Consider the following 17852-nt stretch of genomic DNA (forward strand, 5'->3'; position numbering starts at 1 on the left):
ATTACAAAAACTGGGATGCGAACTAAGGCAAAATGCCTAAGCGTCGCGGGATGGAGCAGCCCGGTAGCTCGTCAGGCTCATAACCTGAAGGTCGTCAGTTCAAATCTGACTCCCGCAACCATTGTTACAGAACAAGCCACCTTCGGGTGGCTTTCTGCGTTTCTAGGGTTCCCCAAAGATAACAATCCAGCAAGTTCAATAGCCAAGGTATCCCCGTCTGGGATCAGGGTGATACTGGTGAGGAGGTTACGGATGATCTCGCCAGTTTCTGTCCTTGTGCTAGGCTCATTAAAGGCGTCTGTGAGGTCGGCCACCTTGCTGCGATACATATCCGCGAGGCCAGGGTGGAGCAGAACGGGCGGATTTCTGTCCGTCTCTGCGAGCTTGGCCTTCATGCTCTGCTGGAGCATCCCATTAGAAATTGCATCGATAATGGCGTCTATCTGTTTGGTAACCTGTGCCAAGTCGCGTCCTGCTTTGGCGTGATCTTGTCCGATTGTTGCAGAGAGGCGATTGAAATCTTTCTGATTGGACCGCGCAAACTCGGCAATCAGATCAGCTGTTGAACCCAATTATTCAGCGTCGAATGCCCAACCACCAAATCTGATGAAAGCTGGGGCCGCGTTAAGCCACTGGTCGTGCCAATCCGCACCGCATCACGCCTGTGTGTCTCGGTGCCATTTTTTGTCTCCTTCATAGCAAACATAGCTCGAAAGAGGCCGGAACTAAACCGCGACAAGTCCACTCTCAATCATAGAGCTGACAACCAAATAGTCAGCTCTTTTTCTGCAGATTCTATGCTTTCGCTGTTGATAATCTGTCTTTTCACACCTTGGGCGACCGCTCGCACGCGCTTATTGACTCCAACGTCTTTACTGCCACCCAGTTCGACTTCCAGTTTATCATAGATTGATAATAGTCTGTTTTGGATTGTTCTCAGCGATTGCCCTCGACGTTCGGCAATCGACTTGTCTGGCAAGCCAAGAGCCACATCCATCAATATCGTTAGCTCTACATCATTGAGCATATTGCTGGTTTGCTTTTGACCCGTTTGAAAGTGATTAACTTCCCTATCGACAACGACTTGCCCCTCTCCCAAGACAGATCGTAGAGCCAATTGTAGTTTCGTTTCGTTCGTAGTTTTGAGCAGGTAACCGTAAGCTGCACCGTTCGGGACAATACGAGTTATGCCGTGCAAATAAGCTTCATCGGAGTAGTTCGACCAAAACAAAATTCTCGTGTTGGGACGCTCCGCCCATATTGTCCTTGCTGCCTCGATGCCATTTCGCTCCTTCATACGAAGGTCCATGATGACGCGCGAAACATCCTGATCACGAGCCAGTCTCTCGCCATCCTTGCCGTTCCTGGCGACCAAAACTTCATCCACCTCAGGTAGAGCAGCGTGCACCATTCCCATCATGTAATTTGAGTGCATAGCATCGTCTTCGATGAGTAGAACTTTCATGCGCTTCCCCTCTCAGGATCGACGGCCCTTGGCGGCAAAACGACCCCAATCAATGTGCCATCAGTTTCGTCAAGCGTGAACAGTGCTCCTATGAGGCGCGCCCGCGTCCGCATGTGTTCTAGCCCCCCAGAGCCAACTCTCGATGGGTCGTTGATCGAAAATTGACCATTATCTTGAACCTGAATGATCAACTCACCTTTGTCAGATCGTGATATCACTATCCGTATGGCCGAGGCCTGCGCGTGCATGACAGCATTATTAATTGCTTCTTGTACAATCCTGTAGAGCGCAGTTCTTATAGCTGCCGGAAGATGGTCGATTTGATCCTGAGTCTCGTCGGTGACTTCGGTCTCAACGCCCGAACTGGTTTTGAGAGCTTGTTGAAGGTGCGTGCGGATAGCGTGTTGAAATCCAAATAGCTCCAAGATGGAAGGTATCGAGGTATCAATTATCTCTCGTAAACCTTGAATGCATACTTGCAACCGATCATGAATTTCACCTATTTTGTCTATTGACTTAATCGTTTGAAAGTCTCGGGCGATCCTAGTCAAATCGGCCAACGTCTGGTCATGCAGATCCATACCAATGCGTTGACGTTCTTGTTCTAGGGCTTCTGTTAAACTGAGAGCCCCTCGAATTAGGCCCTCTTCACGCATCAAGGTTTCCGTCCGGGCAATTGCTTCGTTCTTAGCTCGTTCGTTCGACCGCAAGGCTAAGAAATATGGTGAAAGCACGTCAGCTATGTTGCGAACCTCTTCTATTGTGTCCTCGTCATAAACGTCTTCTTCTTTTGAAGAGCAGTTTAGCGACCCAATCGTTCTTCCATGAAGTTTCATGGCGACATTCACGCGACTCCTCAACGAATGCCGGGTGATGGGTTCACTCATCGCACCGGGGAATATGTATCGTGCGTCCGTCGTGGCATCCCCAGTGATCATTGCGTCTAAGTTCCCCATCAGGATTTCTTTGACCGGCGATGCAGAAATTAATGACCTTGATGAACCCCACCTTGTTCTTAGCCCTACTTCAAACGTTGTGTTCCAAAGACGATCTTCATCTATCAAGCAGACATCCAAATGGTCGACCTTGATCAGCCGCTCGATTACATCTTTCACAGAGCAGAGTGCGTCGCGAATATCCAGCTTTCCAGCAAGGTGGTTCGAGATTTTGAGGTAGTTTGCAGACTTTGACATTTGATACTTTTCTTGAATAGCTAACCTCATGCTATGACATCAACTTCACCAATGGAATGCGGGCATCCGCATATTAGATGCGGGAATCCGCATTCTTTTCTGCGGGGGTTACTCTGTCACCCATCATGAACAAGCTTCATTATGGGTTACCGCCATAATTGCGGCACTGATATTAATGGAGAGCGGCGGGAGGTCGCTCAGTGGAGGAACTATGACTTTTAAGACTTTTCTGCTTGGCGCTACCGCCGGGCTAACCATCGTTGCATCGGCTCCTGCCTTTGCTGACACATCAGAAAAACGCATTGCACTTTCAAACAACTATGCGGGTAACTCCTGGCGTCAAGCAATGCTCGAAAGCTGGAGCAAAAATGGCGACGCAGCTATCGAAGCGGGCCTAATCGCGGCTGCAGATGCTTTCACAACTTCTGAAAATCAAGCGACGGAGCAAGCCGCCCAGATTCAAAACATGATCTTGCAAGGCTACGATGCAATCGTTTTGAACGCTGCTTCACCAACTGCTTTGAACGGCGCAGTTCAGGAAGCCTGTGACGCTGGTGTTATCGTCGTTTCCTTCGACGGTATTGTTGAGGCGGATTGCGCGTGGAGTATCGCCGTCGATTTCCGCGGCATGGGCCGCTCACAAATCGAATATCTTGCAGAACGTTTCCCTGAAGGCGGAAACATTCTAGAGATCCGTGGTCTTGCTGGCGTCTTTGTGGATGATGAAATTCATGCGGGCATTGAAGAGGCTGTCGCAGAGAACGGAAAGTTCACGATTGTAGGATCAGTTCATGGTGACTGGGCGCAAGACGTCGCGCAGAAAGCAGTCGCTGGTGTACTTCCAACTCTACCAGATGTTGTCGCAGTGGCAACGCAGGGTGGTGATGGATATGGCACTGCACAAGCTTTCTTGGCAACAGATCGCGAACTCCCAACGATCATCATGGGCAATCGGCAAGATGAGTTGCTTTGGTGGCAAGAAGCGCGCGACGAAAGTGGTTACGAAACAACGTCGCTTTCTATTGCGCCTGGCATGAGCACATTGGCATTTTGGGTGGCTCAGCAAATTCTTGACGGCAACGAAGTTCCAAAAGATATGGTTGTCCCGTTCCTGACCGTGACTCCAGCATCGCTTGATAGCGCTTTGAAAACAACGCCTGAAGGTTCTGTAGCCAACACAGAGTATTCGCTTGAAGACACAATTGCGGCTATCGAAGCGGCAAATTAAGAGCGAGAAACTTCTCTATGCTGAATGCAAATGCAAAAACCGGCGAGTCTCCCTCACCAGTGGTTGCTCTGCAAGACGCGCGCATGGTCTTTGGGGGCGTGCGCGCACTTGACGGAGTTAGCTTAACCCTCTCCGAAGGCGAATGCCTTGGACTGGTTGGCCATAACGGTGCTGGCAAGTCGACGCTTGTCAACGTAATCAACGGCAGGCTAACGCCGACTTCTGGATCGGTTGAGTATCCGGAAACGATGGGCAAGGGACTGCCCTCCAAAAATTCAATTCTCGCCCATGAGACCGGAATTCGGAGCGTCTTCCAAGAACTGTCTTTGTGCCCAAACTTAACGGTGCTCGAAAATTTTCGAGTTCCCTACAAGGGAATGAAGACAGCTGGCTGGCGCAAAATTGCGCGGCTAAGAGTTATTGAATCCTTGAATGAAATTTTTCCTGATCACGGTATAAAAGCCGATACTACGGTTGGCGACCTAACCATTGCTGAGCGACAAATGGTAGAGATTGCAATTGCATTCTCGCTCCGTGATTCAGCTCCATCAATGGTTATTTTAGATGAACCTACATCATCACTTGATGCAGCCATCGCAGCCCAACTGCTCGAACATATTAAGAAATTTTGCGCCAATGGCGGAACCATCGTTTTTATCACACATATGATGGGCGAAATTTTTGAAGTCGCGAGCCGTATTGTCGTGATGAAGGACGGCCTAGTGACCGAAGACCGACCGACCTCCGACTTCTCCCGTCAGAGCTTAGTCGATGCCATGGGTCACGTCGTTGCGGGTGGTTCTACCTCCACTTCCGCTGCCCGCAACGATAAAACATTGGGCGACCAAATCGTTGATGCACCGCCGGGCATCAAAGCACGGAAAGGCGAAATTGTTGGTTTGGCCGGTCTTGCTGGTCATGGCCAAGCTGAAGCGCTAGCAAATTTCTATCTTACGCAGACATCAGCATGGCGGGCAAAGAAAGCTCCGCAAGCGGCATTTGTCGCCGGAGATAGAACGCGTGATGGCATTATGCCTCTGTGGTCGATAGCGAGAAATTTGACTCTTAAATCTCTTGTCGAATTCAGTGGAAACTGGTTCGTCAACAAGGAAGCCGAATCCACGCTCGTTGCCTCTTGGAAAGATCGTATTGGCATTCGCACAGATGACGTAAGTAATCCTATTTTGTCTCTTTCTGGCGGGAACCAGCAAAAGGTTCTTTTCGCTAAAGCATTGGCCTCCTCTGCTCCAATTGTTGTGATGGACGATCCCATGCGTGGTGTTGATGTCGGAACAAAGCAGGATGTCTACAAGATGATAAAGCGAGAGGCCGGGGATGGTAGAACCTTCCTTTGGTACTCAACTGAGACAGACGAGGTTTGCCAGTGCGATCGGGTATTTGTGTTCCGAGATGGTGAAATTTCAGCTGAACTCACTGGATCAAATATCAATGAAGAGAACATCCTCAAAGCTTCCTTTGAGTTTCGGGAGACTACAGGATGAACAAAGATACACTTAGAATATTGTTACCAGTGATTTCGTTGGCAGCCCTGCTAGCGGCTGTTTTCTACCTGCAACCCCGGTCCATGAGCTATTTTGGCCTAAATCTTTTGTTCAATTTGGCTGTTCCCGTTGCTTTGGCGACAATAGCTCAAATGATGATCATCATGGTCAATGACATTGATCTCTCAATTGGCGCGTTCGTCAGCTTTTGCGCGTGTGTAACAGCGACATTAGTTCAGGATACGCCTCTACTTGGGTATGCTGTTCTTTTCGCTGCCATCTGTGGATACGCAGCAATTGGCGCAATCATTCAAGCAAGAAACCTGCCAGCAATCGTCGTTACCCTCGGGATGTCGTTCGTCTGGGGCGGCCTTGCGGTCTTGATCTTGCCATCACCCGGCGGCTCGTCTCCTGAGTGGATTAGGTTCCTTATGAAATCAAAGCCGCCGCTTATACCGATGGCGATAATTGCACCCATCTTGATCGCTTTTCTCACCCATATGCTCATAAAAAGATCTTCATTTGGAGTTCTTCTGCGAGGTGTCGGAGGGAACGATAGGGCGATGGCTCGATCTGGATGGTCTCTCATACAGCTCAAAGCTTCTGCTTATGCATTAGCTGGCCTATTCGGTGTGTTGTCGGGGATGGCGTTAGTAGGTCTTGCTACGTCCGCCGATGCAAACATAGCTCTGAGATATACCCTCCTTTCTGTTGCTGGTGTCATACTCGGCGGGGGAGAGTTTACGGGTGGGCGTGTTTCACCGATTGGAGCGGTTATTGGTGCTCTGACATTAACACTTGCAGCTAGTTTCTTGTCCTTCTTACGGCTTTCGTCCGACTGGCAAATTGGGTCTCAGGGAGCGATTTTGATCCTTGTTCTAGCAGTTCGCCTCTTCTTTACGAGAAAGGAGCGCATGTCGTGAGCTCAGCAACAAACTTAAAAGGCGGCTCCGGTCCCCTAAAAATAGTCAAAAAAATCATCTCAAAACCTTGGATATGGGCGTTTGTAGCAGCTTTGGCTGCCTTCACGATGACCATGTTGCTTTCGGGCGGGCAGGGCGCAACTTCGCTTGCATACTCTGCCGCTACATTTGCTTCCTTCGCTGCGATCGTAGGTGTCGGGCAGATGCTAGTAATCACCCTTGGCCCAGGAAATGTTGATCTTTCAATTCCAGCGAATATGACTCTCTCAGCAACGCTTGCGCTTAAGTTCATGGATACAGAGAACAGTCTGATCATCCCTGGAGTGTTTGTCGCGTTAGCCGTCGGATTGGGATGTGGGTTGTTTAACTTCGGTCTCATTTTGCTTTTGCGGATTCCTCCGATTATCGCAACACTGTCTGCATCTTTCATCTTTCAGTCGTTAGCAATTTGGTCAAATCGAGGCATCAGAGTTAAGCCTCCCGAAGCTTTGGCGGATTTCACTACTGGTGGGATTTTAGGGATCCCTAATGTGGCTCTAGTTGCTCTCTTCTTGGCCTTTTTTGCTTGGATTCTAGTGGAACGATCTATCGCCGGTCGTTGGATACTATCAATTGGACAGAATCTTCGTGCGGCTCAACTCAGCGGCGTTCCCGTTAGCTTGGTTCGATTTGGAGTCTATGTAAGCTGTGCGATGTGTGCCTCGCTTGCGGGCTTCTTGTTGGCTAATTTTTCCGGCGGGGCCGCATTGAACATGGGTGCAGAATACATGCTGATGTCCATTGCTGTTGTTGTCATTGGTGGATCTTCAATTGGTGGTGGCAACTCCAACATTCCAGGCATTTGGGGAGCGTCACTATTCATGTTCCTCGTCGTCTCGATGCTTAATTCCTATGGATTCGGCGCGGGCGTAAGATTGATTATGACTGGATTGATCATTGTCGGCGTAGTCTCATTGGCTAGTAAGAGGAGCGACGCAGCATGATGAACAATGATGTCTACGAAGTACGAGATAAACGCTTCTATGAAGTGACCCTCCCAGACGCGGAGTTGAAGCAGATATCCTCCGGACATCTTTGGACAGAGGGTCCTGTTTGGTTCAGTCGTCAGAATGCCCTTTTGTTTTCGGACATCCCAAACCAGAAAATTCACAAATGGACAGCAGATGGGACCACTTCCATTTTTAGGGCCGCCTCAAACTTTGCAAACGGTCACGCACTCGACCTTCAAGGGCGTCTAGTCACATGCGAACATGGGACACGTTCAGTCACGAGAACTGAAGAGAATGGTCAGATTACGACGCTCGCAGCCTCACACAACGATAAGCCGCTAAACTCGCCAAATGATGTAGTGGTGAAATCGGATGGCACCGTTTGGTTCACTGATCCAACCTATGGGATCAAAAGTGACTATGAAGGGTATCCTGCTCGGCAGGAACAGGAAGGGCGCTACGTGTTCCGTTTAGAGCCAGACAATGGACGATTGGATGTAGTTGCAACTGACTTTACACAACCAAACGGGCTAGCATTCTCGAAGGACGAAAGCCTGCTTTATATTGCAGATTCAGGACTGAGCGATGACCCCGAATTTGCACCTATTGTCAGGCGTCATGTTGTAAACGATGACGGGACGCTTTCCGACGATGGCATTTTTGCGACAATGGACCCAGGCATCCCTGATGGCCTACGTGTTGATGAACATGACAACGTTTGGATATCAGCTGCCGATGGAGTGCATTGTTTGGACAAGGATGGTCAGCTTTTGGGAAAAATTAAGGTGCCTGAAATCGTATCCAACCTTAACTTTGGTGGTGCCCACGGAAACGAACTCTTCATCACGGCAACATCAAGCGTCTATGCTCTCCAACTCAATACCAAGTCAGCGATCGCAAAACGATAAATCAAAATGGCCAATGTTAAGGCGAGGCATGGGGTAGCCCTGAAAATACGTCATTTCCGAGGACTCTTTCAGAGGAGGTGGTCCAAAGTTTTCGACCAGTTTGCAGCCTTGTTAAGGCGGATCAGGGCTTCATGTCAGGCTGCTAATCTCATTAGTATCTGACGTCAGTGGCTTGTTTAAGATGGGTATGATCCTGAAGTCAAAGCTATCTAGGCTTTTGGTGCTGGGGATCTTCGCCGCTTTGATTCGCCGTTCAATCATCCGGCGCTCGCGATCAATAAACTCCATCTCACACAGGCGTGCCAGGTAATGAACGTGATCCATTGCCCTACAGGGCATTGCACAGCAATGCACGAGAGGGGTTGTTCTCAGTAGCACATATCTGCGCTTGCTTTACGTATTCTACTTGGAACGTCGGCAAGCGCAACTTCTTAAGGTGATGTTGCAGAAGGATTTGGGGAGCCCCTGTCATGCCACGGCCCCTCCCATCAGGCTCATGTAGCTTGCCGGACGTGTTGTGCCAACATTTGGCTTTGGCAGATAAGGGTAGAAGTCCAAATCCAATCTTGGTGGCCGCTTCTCAAAACGGCACAGCACAAGATGCTTTACGGCATCCATTGACCGGCAGGAGATGCGTGCATCACCGAGAGGGGTAGCCTATTGCCCCATATCAACCGCCTGCTGGATCGCACTCAGCTCAACGTCCTACTCAAAGGTTTCCAGCAGGCGTAGAACTTGCACCCTCGCCATGTCTCTCGGACCAATGGCGGACAATTCCTCGCTCGTTCCCCCGCGCAGGCCTGCCGAACTTGTCATCAAACAGGCAATGCGATTGCAACTCGGTAAAACTCTGTGTCCGCACACGGGGTCGGACTCAAAGGATACGCGCAACAGCGATCTTGGTATTGTCATAAAGAATGGACTGCGGGATGCCATCAAAGAACGCAAAGGCAGACACGTGGCCATCACAGAACGGCTCGGTTGTCTCCGCAGGGTATCTCTTCACAAAAACTGCGTTAGAATGCGGCAGGCTCATCCCGCAGGCGCACAAAGATGCGCTTGGTTGTGTGACGCGGTTTTTTGATTTGGGCTTTGTCCATGCGCAGCATCTTCGCTATCGTCTTACGGTCCTTGTTGAAATAACGCGCGGCTTCTCGAGCAGACATACCGTCCTTCAAACAAGCACGACGCAGACGACTATAAATATCCACAGAATATATCTCCCGCCCTCCGAGTAAACGAGGGACACAAACTGGTGGAATTCTACTGAGCTACAACTGCGATATGCAGCCGCTTCTGCGGGCCATATTGCTCTGCCGTTCACATCTGTGCGATTTGAAAAGTAAGGCTGACTCCGTTGAGGCAATGGCGCTTGCCCGTCGGTTTCGGACCGTCGTCAAAGATATGACCTAAATGGCTACCACATCGGCGACAATGCACCTCTGTGCGTTTCGAAAAAAACGTGTTGTCATCCTTGGTCCTGACGGCATTGGGCAAGGGTTGATAAAAACTCGGCCAGCCTGTGCCGCTGTCATATTTTGTCGAGGCATCATAGAGCGGCAAATCGCAACCTCTGCAGGCGTAAATCCCATCGCGGGTTTCTTTGTCCAAAGGGCTAGAGCCTGCGCGTTCAGTCTTTTCTTCGCGCATCACAAGGTATTCTACTTCGCTCAACTGCGCGCGCCATTGGTCTTCGGTGCGCGTGATTTCAAACGCGCCTTCGGTGGCATGAAGTTTTGTAGCCACCACGGCGGCGGTACCGGACAGAAGGAATAATCGGCGTTTCATGAGAGCCTCCAATTTGGATTTCAGGGCCTGCCCACTCTCGCAATTTAGACGCGGAAGTGGGCGACATTATTTATTTAGGCAAAAGAACACGGTTAACAACGTGGATAACGCCATTGGACTGGTTCACGTCAGCGATGGTGACAAGACTGGCGTTGCCGCTTTCATCAAAGATATAGACTTTGCCATTTTTGACTTGCGCGGACAAGGCATCGCCCGAGACAGCTTCGAAGTGATAGAAACCATCAGAGCTTTTACCCACAGCACTGATGATATTAGCGGCGGACCATTTGCCCGCAACCACATGAGAGGTGAGGATTTTGGTTAGGGTGGCTTTGTTTTCTGGCATCAGCAAGGTTTCGACCGTGCCTTCAGGAAGTGCAGCAAATGCGGCGTTCACGGGGGCGAATACGGTAAAGGGACCCGCGCTCTGAAGCGTCTCAACGAGGCCAGCCGCCTGAACTGCGGCCACGAGGGTTGTGTGGTCTTCCGAGTTTACAGCGTTCTCGACAATGTTTTTGGACTCATACATGGCAGCGCCGCCCACCATTGGGTTTTCGGCATATGCGGCCGTCGACAAGAAGCCAGCAACAACGGCAACGTTGAACGCACGGAAAGTCGTTTTTGCGATTGAGAGTTTCATTGTGATTTCCTTTTCAAAGGGTTGGTTTGTTTTGGTTGTGATGAAAACACGCAACCCACCAATGAAAAGTTTCAAAGTAATTTGAAAGAACGAAAAATGGCCGTTAATTCTTTGAATTTAAAGCAAATAAAATTTTAAATTGTCCAAGCGGACCCGTTGAACACTCATCAAATCAGGACGAAATGATCGTTCCAACGGCCAGAACCGCCCCTGTTGGCGCTCCAGTGGGGGAGCCGCCAGTGGGCTCGTCACTGATCGCAAGCGTTCCGCCATTCATGGCCGCGATAAGAGTTTGCGGCACGGATATCATCGCATTTTCGCTCGCTGGTAAGACCCCCAGAGACACAGGCGCAGGTGCTCCGTCAGCAATGAGCCACAACTCTAGAACCCGCCCTTCGGCGGCAGAGCCAACAATCCGGTTGATATCAATTTCGCCAGAGTTGGGATCAAAGCTTGCCGTGACGACCAGTGCACGATCCTCTGCTGCAATCTCGGCGGTATAGGTCGGCGCTTGTGTGTCATCCAGCATGGAGGGGCCGAAATACGCGGCCAAAACCAGCATCGCAACGACGGCAAACACGCTGCCCTTGTGGCCAAAGAACCACGCCAGCGAAAACCTTGGCGCGGGTTCGGTGGCCCCAAAGAGGCGCGCATCAATGGCGCTCTTGAGGTGAGCGGGGGGCGTGACTTCGGGGATATCATCCGCCAAATGCACAAGCCCTTCGTCCCACTCGCGCAACAAAACACGTAAATCGGGCTCATCACGCAGACGCTTTTCAAACGCAAGACGGCTCTCCGCATCCAGAAGATGCAGCGCATATTCCCCCACGAGGGTAGTATCGTCGTCGTTATGATCGCCCGATTGGGTCATCTGCTTAAACAGTCTTTCAGTTTCGCAAGGCTTCGACGAAGCCATGTTCGCATTGTATTGATCGGCACACCCGCGCGGTCTGCCAAGTCTTGATATGTGTCGCCGTCAAGATAAGCGCCGCGTATTGATGCGGCGTGGTCAACATCCAGTTCGCCCAAACAATTATCGATCTGCGTGCGTTCGGAACTTTGCACTGCGGCGGCTTCTGGTGTCGGTCCACTATCGGCTAGCTCGACAACATCCTCGATAGACGCAGTGGAGATTTTGCGGGCTCTGAGTCTGTCGATTGACAGATTTCGCGCCAACGTAATCAACCACGTCATAGGGCTGTAACCGTTGACGACATAGCTGTTTGCCTTCTGCCAAACCCTGACAAAAACATCCTGCAAGGCGTCTTCTGCTTCGGCCCTATTGTTCAAGACACGTAGGCAAATACCAAAAAGTTTCGCAGAGGTCGCAGAATAAAGGGAAGAAAACGCCGCGCGGTCGCCCAAACCGGTGCGTACAATAAAATCCTCGATGTCAGCGACAGTGTTCATCTTGCTACGCTAATGCGAGGCCAGCACCGTGTAAACGAGCAAGTCAAAAAGTTACGCAAACACCATTGCGAAATCGACTAAACCTACCGCTAGACACTCTGCTCAAATTCTTTTCTTATTTCAGGAGTGGGGGGTTATAAATTTCCGAGACCAAGGAAAGCTTACGCTATGATCACAGATCCCGAGGACTATTTTTTGATTGGATGTGGGCGCTGCAAACGCTTTGCTACGCCAGATTGCTCGGTGCGTAAATGGGCGGATGGGCTCAAGCACTTGCGCCAAATCTGTCGAGAGGTTGGGCTTATGGAAACGGCTAAATGGGGCCATCCGTGCTATATGCACAACGGGCGCAACATTGCGTTGCTCGGCGCATTCCGTGGCGACTTTCGGTTAAGCTTCTTTAATCCCGCGTTGATGAAAGATCCCGAAAATGTCCTCGTGAAAAGAGGTCCAAACACGCAAAATGCAGGTATGATGAGCTTCACAGACAGTACCGCAGTGGCAAAAATGGAACCGATAATCGTTTCCTATTTAGCAGAAGCTATTGGCTATGCGGATGCTGGGTTAGTACCAGTTAAAGAGCCAGTGGAAATCGAATTGCCTGATGAATTGGTTGAGGCCATGGATATCGATCCCGAACTGGCTGAGGCCTTTCACAAACTGACACCAGGTCGTCAAAGAAGCTACGTGATTAATCTCAATGGTGCAAAAGCGTCTGCGACACGCACCACGCGTATTGAGAAGTTCCGTGACAAAATTATCTTGGGCAAAGGCGCGATGGAAAGGTGAACAATATCCGTCCAACAGCCCAAATAAGCGGCGAATTATAAGGCCTTAACCCACTTCGTTTGCTTTTTTTCCCTTTGCCTGTTACTGTCGGCTTAGGCGGATTTTCCGTAAACGCGACTTGAATCGCCAGTTGCAGGACAGTGTCCAAAGCGACTCGCGTCGGTTCTGGAAGGATAACTTTTGACAGATTCCACAAACGACCCGAGCGCGGACGTGCCTCAGCCTATTGATACAGACTTTGAGATAGGGCAACACAACGTCACGCCATTCGGCTTTGATATCCACAATCCGGTTTTCGGGATTTCGAGTATCGCTATCATTGTTTTCGTCATCGCAACTCTGATGTTGCAAGGCCCAGCCACAGAGTTTTTCAGCTGGTTACGTGATTTCCTAACGTCGAGTTTCGACTGGTTCTTTCTAAGTGCGGCGAATGTTTTTGTACTTTTCAGTCTGTTCCTTGTGCTTTCGCCTATGGGTAAAATCCGGCTTGGTGGCAAAGAGGCGCGTCCCGATTATGGCTACCTCGGTTGGTTCGCCATGCTTTTCGCCGCCGGTATGGGTATCGGCCTGATGTTTTTCGGCGTGTCCGAACCGATGTCGCATTTTGCATCCTCGATGGGCGGCACAACGGTTGAGGCTGGCGCGCGTACCGATTGGGCCCCCCTTGGTGCTGCGGTTGGTGACACCATCGCCGCACGCGATCTTGGTATGGCTGCTACGATCTTCCACTGGGGGCTGCATCCGTGGTCAATCTATGCAATCGTTGCCCTGTCGCTGGCGTTCTTCACTTTCAACAACGGTCTACCGCTGACATTGCGTTCGGCGTTTTATCCGCTTTTGGGCGAACGGGTCTGGGGTTGGCCGGGGCACGTCATTGACACTCTCGCAGTGTTCTCCACGCTTTTCGGTCTTGCCACCTCACTTGGCTTTGGCACCGAACAGGCACTTGCTGGGTTCAATTTCCTCTTTGGTTGGGGCACTGGCAATATCGCCAAGGTCGTCCTCATTTCGGTTATTACCGCACTGGCAACCATTTCAGTGATCCGCGGCCTCGATGGTGGGGTTAAAATCCTATCTGAGATCAACATTGGGCTCGCCTTGCTGCTCCTCTTGTTCGTAATCGTCGTTGGGCCGACAGCCATAATCTTTGATACGATTGTCTCAGGTGGCATTGCTTATGCACGCGAAATCATCCCTCTCTCTAATCCCTTCGGACGTGACGACACCAACTTCATGCAGGGCTGGACTGCGTTCTATTGGGCATGGTGGATTTCTTGGTCGCCTTTCGTGGGCATGTTCATTGCGCGGGTTTCTCGTGGCCGGACAGTGCGCGAATTCCTGACCTGCGTTATCCTTATCCCAATGCTCGCCAGTGTCGTTTGGATGGGTGCCTTTGGTGGTGCTGCTGTATCGCAAGTGATGGCGGATGCGGCGGCTCCCGTGATTGGTGTCGCACAAGAACTCAAGCTCTTTGTCATGCTGGAACAGTTGCCCTTTGCGTCGATTACGTCGCTTCTGGGTATCGTGCTGGTGCTTGTGTTCTTTGTGACGTCGTCGGATTCCGGCTCGCTAGTGATCGACACAATTACCGCTGGTGGCAAGATTGACGCCCCCGTACCCCAACGCGTTTTCTGGTGTATATTCGAAGGTGTGGTTGCCGCGACTCTGCTCCTTGTTGGCGGCAGCAGCGCGCTTACGGCACTTCAGGCGATGGCTGTTTCGACGGGCTTCCCGTTCACCATCGTTCTCCTTGCGATGTGTGTTAGCCTTTATATCGGTATGCGCAGATACGTTAAAGCAATGACCTAAACGTTCCGTCTGGCTCCCTGTTTTGGGGGCCAGACACCACTTCACAATTGCGAAGCCCTCAACGGCTACGGCTCGTCTGGATTCTTCCGAACCAGCTATATACGGTCCAAATAAGTTTGATATTCCACATCGGTAACCATAGCAGAAAGCTTTTGAATTTCTGCCCGACAGCAAGCGGTAAAGACCCTTCGGTACTCTTTCCCAAACACGTCCACAGCCGCAGTCGAGCGTGAAAACGCGTCAACAGCTGGAACCCAAGTTCCGTACAGGCGCTGTTTGATTGCCCCCCCTTCATCGATAGGCTTCCCCGGGTCCATTTTATTTTTTAATCCAATCAACGCTCCACCCAGAATGGCCGTCAGCGCGAGATAGGGGTTCACATCCGACCCTGAAATGCGGTGTTCAAAACGGGCTGCTGGTCCCTGACTTTCGGGCACACGAACGCTGGCGCTGCGATTGTCTAAGCCCCAATTTGGCTGTAGCGGTGCATGGCTGCCTTCTTGAAACCGCCGATAGGAATTTAGATGCGGCGCGAAAATAACCTGCAATTCCCGCATGGTCGACAAAAGACCGCCGATGGCGTGGTGCAAATTTTCTTTGCCACCGTCTTCAAGTGCAAAGATGTTTTCGCCGTCTTCATTGATCAAGCTTACGTGGAAATGCATCCCACTTCCGGCGTCGTCTCCATAGGGTTTCGCCATGAAGGTCGATTCCAAATCGTGGCGTTGCGCACATCCCCAAACGAGGCGCTTGAACAAAATGGCGTAATCCGCCGCCGCAATCGGATCTGGAACATGTTTGAAATTGATTTCAAATTGGCCGGAACCTGACTCCGCAATGATAATATCCACGGGGAGATCCAGGGCTTCGCACCCCCTGCGGATTTCGCGCAGCACGTCTTCCAACTCATCCATCGCATCCAAATCATAGAGCTGGGTACCCATGGAGCCAATCGGGGGGATGGGCGCTGAGCCCAGGTTTTTGCGTTTGCGAAACAGATAGAATTCCATTTCGGCGGCCACAACTGCGGTCAGCCCAATTGCGGCAAAGCGCTCAACCATCGACGACAATTGCTGGCGCGGGTCATAGATACAAGGCGCGCCGTCTTCAGTTTCCAACGTCATCAAGAGCTGGGCCGCAGGTGTTTTGGTCCAAGGTAGCCGTTTGAGCGTGCGCATGACGGGAACGCCATAACCATCAGGGTCGCCAGTGGCGAGGGCCAGTCGGGTTTCGTTCACGTCGTGCCCCCACACATCCAGCGCATACGAGGAAATAGGAAGGCGCACGTCCCGCGTCAGGAGCTTCCTCGCTCCGTCCGGTGGCATCCATTTGCCACGGAAGATCCCGTGCATATCTGGGAACAGGAGCTCAATGCGCTCAAGGTCTGGGTTCTCGGCTAGAAAATCTAGAAGGATTTTACGATCTTCAGGGCTGGGTGTCTTTGGCATTCTATTAACCTCAAGCGCCGCAATCTCGGCGTCAAATTAGTTGCTCGTCCTTGAAAAAATCGTTTGCAATTTCTCGATTTAGTCTTCAGGAATAATTTGATCAAATATTGAATTTGTGTCAAGATTGAACATGAAAAACCCTTTCGATTTCCTAAAAGCACTCGTCCCGTTTCTTTTCCAATTTCGCGCGCGATGGGGCTGTTTTTGTAGGGTTCTTGTCAACACTTTTCCATATACTAACACGTGCCCAGTGCTTTAAAATAATTTGATCAAATATGTGGTGAGTTGCAATGGGCGTCCATGCCCGCCAGTTTTTAGCTTTCACAGGAGTCCCCTAAAATGCGAGCAACAGAGATAAAATCCATCGTCGCGCAATTGCCCGATCACCTTCAGGAATGGTTGGCGGGGCGCAACCCAGAAGAAATTGAAGCTGTTGTACCGGACATGGTTGGCATTGGGCGTGGAAAAGCCATGCCGGGCCGAAAATTTGCCAGTGAGCAAACCATGTTTTTGCCAACGTCGATTTTCTTTCAAACGATAACTGGAGGCTATGCAGACGTCGCCATTGCAAATGCTTGGGCGGAATCCGATTTGGTTTTGGTGCCGGATTTGTCGACCGCGCGGGCGGTGCCTTGGACGTCGGATGTGACCATTCAAGTAATTTGCGACGTCCATACCCAAGATGGAAAACTTAGCGGTTTGGCACCGCGCAATGTACTAAAACGAGTGCTCGATCTCTATTCTGCGCGCGGGTGGAAACCCGTGGTCGCGCCTGAAATGGAGTTCTATCTTACCAAGCCTAATGTCGATCCTGATCTTCCGATTGTACCGCCGATTGGACGCTCGGGGCGCCAAGGAGTGGGGCGGCAGGCCTATTCCATTAGCGGCGTCGACGAGTATAGCGCCGTGGTTGATGACATCTACGATTTCGCCGAAGCACAGGGCCTAGAAATCGATACCGTGATGCAAGAGGGCGGGGCAGGGCAGCTTGAAATTAACTTAAATCACGGCGATCCCCTAAAGCTTGCGGATCAGGTTTTCATGTTCAAACGCACCATTCGTGAGGCGGCGTTACGGCACGATTGCTATGCAACCTTCATGGCAAAACCGATGGAAAACGAGCCCGGAAGTGCGATGCATGTGCATCAAAGCGTTGTCGATATTGAGACGGGCGCAAGTGTGTTCAATGATGCGGACGATCAAGCGACTGAGCTTTTCCATGGTTTCCTTGCGGGCCAACAAACCTATTTGAATTCGGTGGTGTGCCTGCTCGCGCCCTATGTGAATTCGTACCGCCGACTTGTGCCAGGGGAATCCGCGCCGATCAACCTTGAATGGGGCACGGACAACCGCTCGACGGGCTTGCGCATTCCGATCTCCAAGCCTGAATCACGGCGAGTGGAATGTCGGGTTGTGGGTATGGATGCCAATCCGTATTTGGCGATGGCTGCTTGCCTGGCCTGTGGATACTTGGGTATGGTTGAGAAGCTCAAACCCCGCGAACCAATCGTGAGTGACGCGGGCGATTTGCCCCATGAATTGCCCCATGATGTGAAGGAAGCATTGAAGGCCTTTGAGAACGCGCCCAAGGTTCAGGAACTGCTTGGGGTCGAATTCAGTCAGCTTTACATCGCAATTAAACGGTCGGAACAAAACGACTTTTTGCGTGTGATCAGCCCGTGGGAACGGGAGCACTTGCTGCTGAACGTATAGAAAATTAATGGCACCCTGCTTTTCGATCCACAAGGAGTCCGAAGCGT

15 protein-coding genes, 1 tRNA gene and 3 pseudogenes are annotated in these 17852 nt (G+C 51.0%); 9 read left to right on the top strand and 10 right to left on the bottom strand.

Going from position 1 to position 17852, the window contains the following annotated elements; genetic code table 11:
• Window positions 1–44 precede the first annotated feature (44 nt).
• Window positions 45–121, top strand: a tRNA-Met gene (locus AB9F27_RS16020).
• A gap of 630 nt (window positions 122–751) precedes the next feature.
• On the opposite strand, the gene AB9F27_RS16025 is transcribed toward AB9F27_RS16020, so the two are convergent.
• Together AB9F27_RS16025 and AB9F27_RS16030 are read right to left on the bottom strand one after the other, a co-directional pair.
• Complete coding sequence (locus AB9F27_RS16025) at window positions 752–1465, bottom strand: response regulator (protein WP_369756318.1); 714 nt, start codon at window positions 1463–1465, stop codon at window positions 752–754.
• Window positions 1462–2688, bottom strand: coding sequence for an ATP-binding protein (locus AB9F27_RS16030; RefSeq protein ID WP_369757938.1), 1227 nt, complete (start codon window positions 2686–2688; stop codon window positions 1462–1464). Before AB9F27_RS16030 ends, AB9F27_RS16025 begins: the two co-directional genes overlap by 4 nt.
• A gap of 181 nt (window positions 2689–2869) precedes the next feature.
• Here AB9F27_RS16030 and AB9F27_RS16035 point away from each other — a divergent pair, with 181 nt between their 5' ends.
• The 5 genes from AB9F27_RS16035 to AB9F27_RS16055 are packed head-to-tail and all read left to right on the top strand — an operon-like array spanning window position 2870 to window position 8208.
• The gene (locus tag AB9F27_RS16035) at window positions 2870–3886 is read left to right on the top strand and encodes an ABC transporter substrate-binding protein (RefSeq protein ID WP_369756316.1); all 1017 of its coding nucleotides are present in this window, start codon (window positions 2870–2872) and stop codon (window positions 3884–3886) included.
• Window positions 3887–3903: 17 nt separating this feature from the next.
• Window positions 3904–5388: an ATP-binding cassette domain-containing protein gene (locus tag AB9F27_RS16040; RefSeq protein WP_369757939.1), complete on the top strand. Its 1485-nt coding sequence runs from the start codon at window positions 3904–3906 to the stop codon at window positions 5386–5388.
• Entirely contained in the window at window positions 5385–6311 is a 927-nt protein-coding gene (locus tag AB9F27_RS16045; protein ID WP_369756314.1) for an ABC transporter permease, read from the top strand. The genes AB9F27_RS16040 and AB9F27_RS16045 overlap by 4 nt, the downstream gene beginning before the upstream one ends.
• Entirely contained in the window at window positions 6308–7294 is a 987-nt protein-coding gene (locus AB9F27_RS16050; RefSeq protein WP_369757940.1) for an ABC transporter permease, read from the top strand. Before AB9F27_RS16045 ends, AB9F27_RS16050 begins: the two co-directional genes overlap by 4 nt.
• A complete protein-coding gene (locus AB9F27_RS16055) occupies window positions 7291–8208 on the top strand; it encodes an SMP-30/gluconolactonase/LRE family protein (protein ID WP_369756312.1) in 918 nt (305 codons plus the stop codon). The genes AB9F27_RS16050 and AB9F27_RS16055 overlap by 4 nt, the downstream gene beginning before the upstream one ends.
• Before the next feature lie 171 nt (window positions 8209–8379).
• Here AB9F27_RS16055 and AB9F27_RS16060 read toward each other — a convergent pair.
• The 7 genes and pseudogenes from AB9F27_RS16060 to AB9F27_RS16085 all read right to left on the bottom strand — a co-directional run.
• Window positions 8380–8680: pseudogene (locus AB9F27_RS16060) on the bottom strand (ATP-binding protein); the annotation flags it as partial.
• Window positions 8677–8823 (bottom strand): annotated as a pseudogene (locus tag AB9F27_RS22235) (IS21 family transposase); the annotation flags it as partial. The pseudogenes AB9F27_RS22235 and AB9F27_RS16060, both read right to left, overlap by 4 nt.
• A gap of 154 nt (window positions 8824–8977) precedes the next feature.
• A pseudogene (locus AB9F27_RS16065) lies at window positions 8978–9428 on the bottom strand (IS21 family transposase); the annotation flags it as partial.
• 100 nt (window positions 9429–9528) lie between these two features.
• Window positions 9529–9996, bottom strand: coding sequence for a peptide-methionine (R)-S-oxide reductase MsrB (gene msrB / locus AB9F27_RS16070; RefSeq protein ID WP_335586714.1), 468 nt, complete (start codon window positions 9994–9996; stop codon window positions 9529–9531).
• A 70-nt stretch (window positions 9997–10066) separates the two neighbouring features.
• Window positions 10067–10636, bottom strand: coding sequence for a fasciclin domain-containing protein (locus AB9F27_RS16075; protein ID WP_335586713.1), 570 nt, complete (start codon window positions 10634–10636; stop codon window positions 10067–10069).
• A 172-nt stretch (window positions 10637–10808) separates the two neighbouring features.
• Window positions 10809–11507, bottom strand: coding sequence for an anti-sigma factor domain-containing protein (locus tag AB9F27_RS16080; protein ID WP_335586712.1), 699 nt, complete (start codon window positions 11505–11507; stop codon window positions 10809–10811).
• A complete protein-coding gene (locus AB9F27_RS16085; RefSeq protein WP_335586711.1) occupies window positions 11504–12046 on the bottom strand; it encodes a sigma-70 family RNA polymerase sigma factor in 543 nt (180 codons plus the stop codon). Before AB9F27_RS16085 ends, AB9F27_RS16080 begins: the two co-directional genes overlap by 4 nt.
• Window positions 12047–12214: 168 nt before the next feature.
• Here AB9F27_RS16085 and AB9F27_RS16090 point away from each other — a divergent pair, with 168 nt between their 5' ends.
• Together AB9F27_RS16090 and AB9F27_RS16095 are read left to right on the top strand one after the other, a co-directional pair.
• Window positions 12215–12835, top strand: coding sequence for a YdeI/OmpD-associated family protein (locus AB9F27_RS16090; protein WP_335586710.1), 621 nt, complete (start codon window positions 12215–12217; stop codon window positions 12833–12835).
• A gap of 180 nt (window positions 12836–13015) precedes the next feature.
• Window positions 13016–14644 (top strand): BCCT family transporter, encoded by a 1629-nt coding sequence (locus AB9F27_RS16095; RefSeq protein ID WP_369757941.1) that lies wholly within the window; start codon window positions 13016–13018, stop codon window positions 14642–14644.
• A 95-nt stretch (window positions 14645–14739) separates the two neighbouring features.
• Here the strand turns inward: AB9F27_RS16095 and AB9F27_RS16100 are convergent, their stop codons facing one another.
• Window positions 14740–16092 (bottom strand): glutamine synthetase family protein, encoded by a 1353-nt coding sequence (locus AB9F27_RS16100; RefSeq protein WP_335586709.1) that lies wholly within the window; start codon window positions 16090–16092, stop codon window positions 14740–14742.
• A gap of 339 nt (window positions 16093–16431) precedes the next feature.
• On the opposite strand from AB9F27_RS16100, the gene AB9F27_RS16105 reads away from it, so the two are divergent.
• A complete protein-coding gene (locus AB9F27_RS16105) occupies window positions 16432–17805 on the top strand; it encodes a glutamine synthetase family protein (protein ID WP_335586708.1) in 1374 nt (457 codons plus the stop codon).
• The last annotated feature ends 47 nt before the right edge of the window (window positions 17806–17852 follow it).

This window comes from Falsihalocynthiibacter sp. CO-5D18 (assembly GCF_041205445.1).
GTDB classification, from domain to species: domain Bacteria; phylum Pseudomonadota; class Alphaproteobacteria; order Rhodobacterales; family Rhodobacteraceae; genus Falsihalocynthiibacter; species Falsihalocynthiibacter arcticus.

Coding starts and splice junctions, on each gene's coding strand:
- AB9F27_RS16025 (WP_369756318.1), bottom strand. CDS start 1,465: ATGAAAGTTCTACTCATCGAAGACGATGCTATGCACTCAAATTACATG.
- AB9F27_RS16105 (WP_335586708.1), top strand. CDS start 16,432: ATGCGAGCAACAGAGATAAAATCCATCGTCGCGCAATTGCCCGATCAC.
- msrB (WP_335586714.1), bottom strand. CDS start 9,996: ATGAAACGCCGATTATTCCTTCTGTCCGGTACCGCCGCCGTGGTGGCT.
- AB9F27_RS16080 (WP_335586712.1), bottom strand. CDS start 11,507: ATGACCCAATCGGGCGATCATAACGACGACGATACTACCCTCGTGGGG.
- AB9F27_RS16035 (WP_369756316.1), top strand. CDS start 2,870: ATGACTTTTAAGACTTTTCTGCTTGGCGCTACCGCCGGGCTAACCATC.
- AB9F27_RS16045 (WP_369756314.1), top strand. CDS start 5,385: ATGAACAAAGATACACTTAGAATATTGTTACCAGTGATTTCGTTGGCA.
- AB9F27_RS16085 (WP_335586711.1), bottom strand. CDS start 12,046: ATGAACACTGTCGCTGACATCGAGGATTTTATTGTACGCACCGGTTTG.
- AB9F27_RS16075 (WP_335586713.1), bottom strand. CDS start 10,636: ATGAAACTCTCAATCGCAAAAACGACTTTCCGTGCGTTCAACGTTGCC.
- AB9F27_RS16100 (WP_335586709.1), bottom strand. CDS start 16,092: ATGCCAAAGACACCCAGCCCTGAAGATCGTAAAATCCTTCTAGATTTT.
- AB9F27_RS16030 (WP_369757938.1), bottom strand. CDS start 2,688: ATGAGGTTAGCTATTCAAGAAAAGTATCAAATGTCAAAGTCTGCAAAC.
- AB9F27_RS16090 (WP_335586710.1), top strand. CDS start 12,215: ATGATCACAGATCCCGAGGACTATTTTTTGATTGGATGTGGGCGCTGC.
- AB9F27_RS16055 (WP_369756312.1), top strand. CDS start 7,291: ATGATGAACAATGATGTCTACGAAGTACGAGATAAACGCTTCTATGAA.
- AB9F27_RS16040 (WP_369757939.1), top strand. CDS start 3,904: ATGCTGAATGCAAATGCAAAAACCGGCGAGTCTCCCTCACCAGTGGTT.